Source organism: Brevundimonas diminuta ATCC 11568 (assembly GCF_000204035.1).
Classification (GTDB): Bacteria; Pseudomonadota; Alphaproteobacteria; order Caulobacterales; family Caulobacteraceae; genus Brevundimonas; species Brevundimonas diminuta.
The window spans coordinates 1,373,093-1,381,772 of sequence record NZ_GL883086.1 but is presented as its reverse complement, the minus strand read 5'-3'; the positions used below and the strand labels follow the sequence as shown (position 1 = coordinate 1,381,772).

At 67.2% G+C, this 8,680-nt stretch carries 6 protein-coding genes and 1 pseudogene; 5 read left to right on the top strand and 2 right to left on the bottom strand.

The window, feature by feature from the left end:
* A partial coding sequence (locus tag BDIM_RS17580) for a helix-turn-helix domain-containing protein (RefSeq protein WP_155818715.1) occupies nucleotides 1-269 on the bottom strand: 269 nt, incomplete at its 3' end.
* A gap of 145 nt (nucleotides 270-414) precedes the next feature.
* Between BDIM_RS17580 and BDIM_RS10550 the strand changes: the two genes are divergently transcribed.
* Genes BDIM_RS10550 through mce form a run of 5 tightly spaced genes read left to right on the top strand, consistent with a single transcriptional unit; the run spans nucleotide 415 to nucleotide 7,891 of the window.
* Complete coding sequence (locus BDIM_RS10550; protein ID WP_003165583.1) at nucleotides 415-1,950, top strand: acyl-CoA carboxylase subunit beta; 1,536 nt, start codon at nucleotides 415-417, stop codon at nucleotides 1,948-1,950.
* Between the two features lie 9 nt (nucleotides 1,951-1,959).
* Nucleotides 1,960-3,936 (top strand): acetyl-CoA carboxylase biotin carboxylase subunit, encoded by a 1,977-nt coding sequence (locus tag BDIM_RS10545; protein WP_003165582.1) that lies wholly within the window; start codon nucleotides 1,960-1,962, stop codon nucleotides 3,934-3,936.
* The gene (locus BDIM_RS10540; protein ID WP_003165581.1) at nucleotides 3,937-5,316 is read left to right on the top strand and encodes a methylmalonyl-CoA mutase family protein; all 1,380 of its coding nucleotides are present in this window, start codon (nucleotides 3,937-3,939) and stop codon (nucleotides 5,314-5,316) included.
* Nucleotides 5,313-7,472 (top strand): methylmalonyl-CoA mutase, encoded by a 2,160-nt coding sequence (scpA, locus tag BDIM_RS10535; protein WP_003165580.1) that lies wholly within the window; start codon nucleotides 5,313-5,315, stop codon nucleotides 7,470-7,472. The genes BDIM_RS10540 and scpA overlap by 4 nt, the downstream gene beginning before the upstream one ends.
* A complete protein-coding gene (gene mce / locus BDIM_RS10530) occupies nucleotides 7,469-7,891 on the top strand; it encodes a methylmalonyl-CoA epimerase (RefSeq protein WP_003165579.1) in 423 nt (140 codons plus the stop codon). Before scpA ends, mce begins: the two co-directional genes overlap by 4 nt.
* A 211-nt stretch (nucleotides 7,892-8,102) precedes the next feature.
* On the opposite strand, the pseudogene BDIM_RS10525 reads toward mce, so the two are convergent.
* Nucleotides 8,103-8,680, bottom strand: a pseudogene (locus BDIM_RS10525) (TonB-dependent receptor); the annotation flags it as partial.

The window sequence follows — 8,680 nt, the reverse complement described above, 5'->3', positions numbered from 1 at the left end:
GCCTCGGCGTGGCCCGCGACGTCGGTGGTCGCCTCGCGCAGGTCGGCGATCAGGCGGGCGTCGCCGTCCAGATCGAACAGGCTGGCGTCCACGTCGAAGGCGCGCGTCAGGGCGATCAGCACCCGCGCCGTGGCCGGGCGCTGGTTGGTCTCGATCTGCGACAGATAGGACGGCGACAGCGCCAGCCGCCCGGCGCACTGCTCCAGCGTCCAGCCGCGCGCCTCGCGCAGCTTGCGGACCTTGGTCCCGAGGTAGAGTTTTTCAGCCATGATGGTCGGGCATTGCAACTTTGCAAAAACGCCTGTCTGCCTTGGCAGGCTTACGCACTTGGAGGCCTTTTGCAAAGTTGCGATTGCCTTTTTGCGATGAAGCGGCTTGTTGGACCCTGAACGAAGTCAGGGAGTCGCTCCAACCATGAGCCAGGCCATCCTCGAGGAACTCGAGCGCCGTCGCGCCGCCGCCAAGCTGGGCGGGGGCGCGAAGCGCATCGCCAGCCAGCACGCCAAGGGCAAGCTGACCGCCCGCGAACGCATCGGCGTCCTGCTGGACGAAGGCTCCTTCGAAGAGACCGACATGTTCGTGGAGCATCGCAGCCACGACTTCGGCATGGCCGAGCAGCGCATCCCCGGCGACGGCGTCGTCACCGGGCGCGGCACGATCAACGGCCGCCTGGTCTATGTCTTCTCGAAGGACTTCACGGTGTTCGGCGGTTCGCTGTCGGGCGCCCACGCGGCCAAGATCGTCAAGATCCAGAAGATGGCCCTGACGGCGGGCGCGCCCATTATCGGCCTGTTCGACGCAGGCGGTGCGCGTATTCAGGAAGGGGTGGAATCGCTGGCCGGTTACGCCGACATCTTCCTGCAGAACACCCTGGCCTCGGGCGTCATCCCGCAGATCTCGGTCATCATGGGGCCGTGCGCGGGCGGCGACGTCTATTCGCCCGCCATCACCGACTTCATCTTCATGGTGAAGGACACCTCCTACATGTATGTGACCGGCCCGGACGTGGTGAAGACCGTCACCAACGAGGTCGTCAGCCATGAGGACTTGGGCGGCGCCCGCGTCCATGCGGGCAAGTCCGGCGTCGCCGACGGCGCCTTCGAGAACGATCTGGAGGCCCTGTCGGAGGTGCGCCGCCTGATCGGCTTCCTGCCGCTGTCGAACCGCGAGACGCCGCCGGTCCGCGACACCTATGACGAGCCGGATCGCGACGAGGCCTCGCTGGACACCCTGGTCCCGGCCAATCCGAACCAGCCCTATGACATGAAGGAGCTGATCCTGAAGACGGTCGACGAGGCCGACTTTTTCGAGATCGGTGCCGACTTCGCCAAGAACATCATCTGCGGTTTCGGCCGTCTGGACGGCCAGCCGGTCGGCATCGTTGGCAACCAGCCCCAGACGCTGGCGGGCGTGCTGGACATCGACTCCAGCCGCAAGGCCGCGCGCTTCGTGCGCTTCTGCGACGCCTTCCACATCCCGCTGGTGACCTTCGTCGACGTGCCGGGCTTCATGCCGGGCACCAAGCAGGAATACGGCGCCCTGATCAAGCACGGCGCCAAGCTGCTGTTCGCCTATGCCGAGGCCACCGTGCCCAAGCTGACGGTCATCACGCGCAAGGCCTACGGCGGCGCCTATGATGTCATGAGCTCCAAGCACCTGCGCGGCGACGTCAACTACGCCTGGCCCACCGCCGAGATCGCGGTCATGGGCGCCAAGGGCGCGGTCGAGATCATCTTCCGCAAGGAGGCCGGCGACCCCGAGGCCCTGGCCGCGCGCGAGGCCGAATACAAGGAACGCTTCGCCAACCCCTTCGTGGCGGCCGGGCTCGGCTATATCGACGACGTCATCATGCCCCACGGCACCCGCCGTCGGCTGATCAAGGCGCTGAAGACGCTGAAGAACAAGACCCAGGAAAATCCCTGGAAGAAGCACGACAACATCCCGCTGTAAGGCCCAGAAATGTTCGATAAAATTCTGATCGCCAACCGCGGCGAAATTGCTGTTCGCGTCATCAAGACCTGCCGCCGCATGGGCATCAAGACGGTGGTCGTCTACTCCGACGCTGACGCCGGGTCGCTGGCCTGCGAGATGGCGGATGAGACGGTGCATATCGGCCCGTCGCCGGCTGCGCAGTCCTATCTGATCCAGGACAAGATCGTGGACGCCGTGAAGCAGACGGGGGCGCAGGCCGTGCACCCCGGCTTCGGCTTCCTGTCTGAAAACGCAGGGTTTGCGCGGCGCCTGAAGGCCGAGGGCATCGCCTTCATCGGGCCGAACCCCGAGGCGATCGACGCCATGGGCGACAAGATCACGTCGAAGAAGTTCGCCGCCGAGGCGGGCGTCTCGACCGTGCCGGGCCACATGGGCCTGATCGAAACGCCGGACGAGGCGGTGAAGATCGCGCGCGAAATCGGCTATCCGGTCATGATCAAGGCCTCGGCCGGGGGCGGGGGCAAGGGCATCCGCGTCGCCCATTCGGACGACGACATGGCCGAGGGTTTCGCCGCCGTGAAGGCCGAGGCGCTGAACGCCTTCGGCGACGACCGCGTCTTCCTCGAGAAGTTCATCGTCGACCCGCGCCACATCGAGATTCAGGTGCTGGGCGATAAGCACGGCAACGTCATCCACCTGTTCGAGCGCGAATGCTCGATCCAGCGCCGCAACCAGAAGGTCATCGAAGAGGCGCCGTCGCCCCTGCTGGACGAGGCGACCCGCGCCGCCATGGGGGCGCAGGCCGTCGCTCTGGCCAAGGCGGTGAACTATGACTCGGCGGGCACGGTCGAGTTCGTCGCCGGTCAGGACAAGAGCTTCTACTTCCTGGAGATGAACACCCGTCTGCAGGTCGAGCATCCGGTGACGGAGTTGATCACCGGCGTCGATCTGGTCGAGCAGATGATCCGCTCGGCCTGGGGCGAGCAGCTGGCGATCAAGCAGGACGACCTGTCGATCAACGGCTGGGCCATCGAGAGCCGCATCTACGCCGAAGACCCCTATCGCGGCTTCCTGCCGTCGATCGGCCGTCTGGTGCGCTATGAGCAGCCGGAAGAGGGCAATCAGGGAGACTATACGGTCCGCAACGATTCCGGCGTCCGCGAGGGCGACGAGATCAGCATGTTCTACGATCCCATGATCGCCAAGCTGTGCGCCTGGGGCGAGACGCGCGAGGACGCCGTGCGCGGCATGGCCCGCGCGCTGGAGGACACCCATCTGGCGGGCCTGGGCCACAATGTGCCCTTCCTGGCGGCGGTCATGGATCAGGAACGCTTCCAGTCCGGCGAACTGGCGACCAGCTACATCAAGGACGAATTCCCCGACGGTTTCCACGGGCTGGCGCCGACGCCGGAGCAGGTGAAAATCCTGATCGCCTCGGCCGTGGCCATGAACGAGGTCATCGCCGAACAGGACGGCGATCCCAGCGAGCGCACCGACTGGACCGTCCTGATCGACAAGACGGCCTATGAGGTCGAGGTCGGCTATGACGAGGCCGAAGACCTGATCGTCGCCATCGACGGCGAGGAGGTCTCCCTGTCTGAGATCGAATGGCGTCCGGGCCTGTCGCTGTTCAAGGCGGTGCTGGACGACGACGCCTTCACCGCCGAGGTGAAGCGCGCCGCCGACGGCTTCGATATTCGCCACCGCGCGGCGCGGGCGCGGGTGCGCGTGCTGCGTCCCGACGTGGCGCATCTCTACGCCCTGCTGCCCGAGAAGCAGGCGGCGGATACGTCCAAGCTTGTGCTGTCGCCGATGCCGGGGCTGGTGGTCGACATCCCCGTGACCCCGGGCCAGGAGGTCAAGTCCGGCGAGACCGTGGCCATCATCGAGGCCATGAAGATGCAGAACATCCTCAAGGCCGAGCGCGACGGCAAGGTGAAGGCGGTCAAGGCCAAGGCCGGCGACCCGGTCGCCGCCGACGACGTGCTGGTGGAGTTCGAGTAAATGAGTGAGTTCGCCGTCCCGACGCCGCTGGAGTGGCGTGAAGCCGCTATCAAGGCGCTGAAGGAGCGTCCGCTGGAGAGCCTCATCCATCTGGATGCGGACCATCTGGCGACGAAACCGCTGTATGGGGCGGCGAACGGCGGCGAGCCGGTGTTCGCGCCCCGGCCCTCGGATTCCGAAGGCCGGGCGTGGGACGTGCGGGCGCTGAACGAGGGCGAGGACGCCGATGCCCTCAACCGCGCCGTCCTGACCGATCTGGAGAACGGGGCGGCCTCCGTCCTGATCGCCGGCCCGGTGGCGGCGGACGCTGTGAAGCTGGCGCGCGCGCTGGACGGGGTGGCGCTGGAGCTGGCGCCGGTGGCGCTGGACGCCGGGTTCGAGGGCGTGAAGGCGGCGGAGGCTCTGTCGGCGGCCGCCAAGGGGTCGCCCCGCGCCAAGCTGGCCTTCCACCTCGATCCGATCTCGGCCTATGCCGAGGCGGGCGGGGCGCCGTCGGACTTTGCGGGCATCATGGGCGAGACGGCCAAGGCGGCGGCGACCCACGCCGCGACCTATCCTGAGGCGACGCTGTTCATGGCCTCGGGCCGCGTGGCGCATGAGGCGGGCGGCTCCATCGCCCAGGAACTGGCCTTCGCCGCCTCGTCGGCCGTGGCCTATGTGAAGGCGGCCTTTGAAGCGGGGCTGTCGGTTGAGGCGGCGCTGAAGGGCGTCGTGCTGGGCGTCGCCGTGGACCAGGCCTATTTCGACTCCCTGGCCAAGATCCGTGCGCTGCGCTTGATTTGGGCCAGCGTCTACAAAGCGTTCGGCGCCGAGGTTCCGGCGATCATTGAGGCGCGCTCGTCGCGGCGGATGCTGTCGGCGCGCGATCCGTGGCCGAACATGCTGCGCCTGACCGCCGCCGGGTTCGCCGGGGCCGTGGGCGGAGCCGATGCGGTGGTGCTGGACGGCTTCACCCGCGCGGCGGGCCTGCCGGACCATTTCGCCAAGCGTCAAGCACGCAACACCCAGCTGATCCTGATGGAAGAGTCCAATCTGGGTCGCGTCGATGATCCGGCCAGCGGCTCCTGGTATCTGGACGCGCGCACCCGCGAACTGGCCGAGGCCGCCTGGGCCGAGTTCCAGGTTTATGAGGCCGAAGGCGGCGTGATCGTCTGTCTGGAGGGCGGGGTGATCCAGCCCCGCATCGCCCGCGCCCGCGACATGGCCGAAAAAGCCATCAAGGACGGCGCCGCCCAGATTGTCGGCGTCACCAAATTCGTCGACCCGGACGTACGTTCCGCGTCGGTGACGCCCGCGCCTGCCGCGCCTGTCGCTGTCGGGGCGTTCGAGGCGCTGGCGCCTGTCCGCTTCGCCGCCGCCTTCGAGGAGGCCGCCCAATGAGTTTCCCTGACTTCTCCAAGGTCGCCCTTGATCTGGGCGCGACCGGCGCCGGGCCGGAGCGCGCGGCGTGGACGACGCCCGAGGGGCTGACGGTCGAGACGGCCTATGGGCCGGATGCGCTGGACGGGCTGGACTTCATCCACGGCCTGCCGGGCTTCGCCCCTTTCGTGCGCGGGCCCTATCCGACCATGTATGCGGGCGCGCCGTGGACCATCCGCCAGTATGCGGGTTTCTCGACCGCTGAAGAGTCCAACGCCTTCTATCGCCGCAACCTGGCCGCCGGTCAGAAGGGCCTGTCGGTCGCCTTCGATCTGGCCACCCACCGGGGCTATGACAGCGACCACCCGCGGGTGAAGGGCGACGTCGGCATGGCGGGCGTGGCCATCGACAGCATTCTGGACATGCGGACCCTGTTCGACGGCATTCCGCTGGACCAGATGTCGGTGTCCATGACGATGAACGGGGCGGTGCTGCCGATCCTGGCCCTCTACGTCGTGGCGGGCGAGGAGCAGGGCGTCGATCACGCCAAGCTGACCGGGACCATTCAGAACGACATTCTGAAGGAGTTCATGGTCCGCAACACCTACATCTATCCGCCTGCGCCCTCGATGCGGATCATCGCCGACATCTTCGAGTGGACGGCGAAGGAAACGCCCAAGTTCAACTCCATCTCCATCTCCGGCTATCACATGCAGGAGGCGGGGGCTTCGGCGGACATCGAGCTGGCCTACACCCTGTCGGACGGGATCGAATACCTGCGCGCAGGCAAGGCGGCGGGCATGGAGATCGACCGTTTCGCGCCGCGCCTCAGCTTCTTCTGGGCCATCGGCATGAACTACTTCATGGAGGTGGCCAAGATGCGCGCCGGCCGCCTGCTGTGGGCCGAGGCGGTGAAGCGCGAAGGCGGCGTCAATCCCAAGTCCCTGTCCTTGCGGACCCACTGCCAGACCTCGGGCTGGTCGCTGGCGGCGCAGGACGTGTTCAACAATGTGCCCCGCACCATGGTCGAGTGCATGGCGGCGGCGGGCGGCCAGACGCAGAGCCTGCACACCAATGCGCTGGACGAGGCCCTGGCTCTGCCGACCGACTTCTCGGCCCGGATCGCGCGGAACACCCAGATTCTGGCGCAGGCCGAGACGGGTCTGACGCGCGTCATCGACCCGTGGGGCGGCAGCTTCTACGTCGAGCGCCTGACTCAGGAGCTGGCGACCAAGGCCCGCGCCCTGATGGAGGAGGTCGAGGCCTACGGCGGCATGGCCAAGGCCATCGAGGCGGGCATTCCCAAGCTGCGCATCGAAGAGTCCGCCGCCAAGACGCAGGCCCGCATCGACACCGGCCAGCAGACGGTCGTGGGGGTGAACAAATATCTGAACCCCGTGGTCGACGACATTCCTATGCTGAAGGTCGACAACGCCGAGGTGCGCGCCCGCCAGATCGAGAAGCTGCAACGCCTGAAGGCCGAGCGCGACGAGGCGGCGACGCAAGCCGCGCTCGACGCCCTGACCGAGGGTGCGCGCGGCAATGAGAACCTGATGGAGCTGGCCGTGCGGGCGGCTCGCGCCAAGGCCACCGTGGGCGAAATCTCCGACGCGCTGGAGGCCGCCTTCGGCCGCCACATCGCCACGGTGAAGACGGTTTCGGGCGTCTACGCCAAGGAGGCGGGCAACGATCCCAAGGTCGCCCGCGCCCGCGAGATGGTCGCCGCCTTCGTCGAGAACGACGGCGGCCCGCCGCGCATCCTGATCGCCAAGCTGGGTCAGGACGGCCACGACCGGGGTCAGAAGGTCGTCGCCACCGGATACGGCGACATCGGCTTCGACGTGACGGCCGGTTCCCTGTTCCAGACGCCTGCCGAGGCGGCCAAGGACGCGGTGGAGAAGAACGTCCATGCGGTCGGCGCCTCATCGCTGGCGGCGGGGCATCTGACGTTGGCGCCCGAGCTGATCGCCGAACTGGCGAAACTGGGCCGCCCGGACATCATGGTGGTGGTCGGCGGGGTCATTCCGCCGTCGGACGTGCAGCCCCTGCTCGATATGGGCGCGGCGGCCGTCTATCCGCCCGGCTCGGTGATCGCCGAGACGGCGGCGGACCTGATCGAGAAGCTGAACCAGCGCCTGGGCTACGCCCAGCCGACGCCTGTGGAGACGAAGAAGTGATCGGCAATCTGAACCACGTCGGCGTCGCCACGCCCTCCATCGCCGAGTCGATCAAGCTGTATCGCGATATTCTGGGCGCTACGAAGATCGGCGAGCCGTTCGACCTGCCCGCCCAAGGGGTGAAGGTCTGCTTCATCGACACGCCGACGGCCCAGATCGAACTGATCGAGCCGTTCGACGAGACCAGCCCGATCACAGGCTTCCTGGCCAAGAACCCGAAGGGCGGCCAACACCACGTCTGCTTCGAGGTGGCCGACATCCACGCCGCCATCGCCGAGATGCGCGCCAAGGGCGTGACCATTCTGGGCACGGGCGAGCCTCGCATCGGGGCGCACGGGACGCCGGTGGTGTTCCTGCATCCCAAGGAGATGGGCGGGGTGCTGATCGAACTGATGGAGACGCCGAAAGGCGATCACTAGAAGACAAAGGCCCGGTCGTGAGACCGGGCCTTTTTCATGATCATGGCTCTTCGTCATCCTCGGACTTGATCCGAGGATCGGGCCATCCGTCTGCGTGACGGCGGACAGGAAGAGCGCGCCGGTCCCCTCGATCCTCGGATCAAGTCCGAGGATGACGGCGGAGGGGGCCGACTAGGCCGCCCTTCCTTCGATAGCGGCGGTGGTGCGGCCATCAGTACAGGATCTTCCGCAGGCTGATGCGGAACGTGCGGCCCAGCGGGTCGAGGTAGTCGGGCTGATAGGATAGCGGCGTTTCGCCCAGGCCGTCGCGGACCTTTAGGCGCTGGTCGAAGATGTTCTCGACGCCGACGCTGACGCGGGCGCCCTTCAGCCACGGGTAGCGTGAGACCAGGCTCTCCCGCGACGACAGGTCGGCGAACAGGTTCAGGTTCACCGTCGTCAGGTCCGAGAAGCTCAGGTCGTCGTCGGGCGAGGCGCCGCCGTTGATGCGGGTGGATTCCTTCCAGTTGGCGTTCAGGAAGCCGCCCATGCCGCTCTTGAAGGCGCCCATCTGCAGCTGGACTTCATTGCGGGACTGGCCGCCGCGCGCGCCGATGGCGGCGCCGTCCAGCAGGTCGAGCACCGGCAGGCCGTCGCGGATCGTGATCTCATCCTGGATGCGATAGGTGTGGTAGAGCGAGATGTTGAAGCGCCCCTGGCCAGGCATCATGCCGCCGCCCCGACCGCGTCCGCCGCCAGACTGCATCCGCATTCCGCCGCCAGAGGGCGCGCCGCCCGCGCTGTGACCTC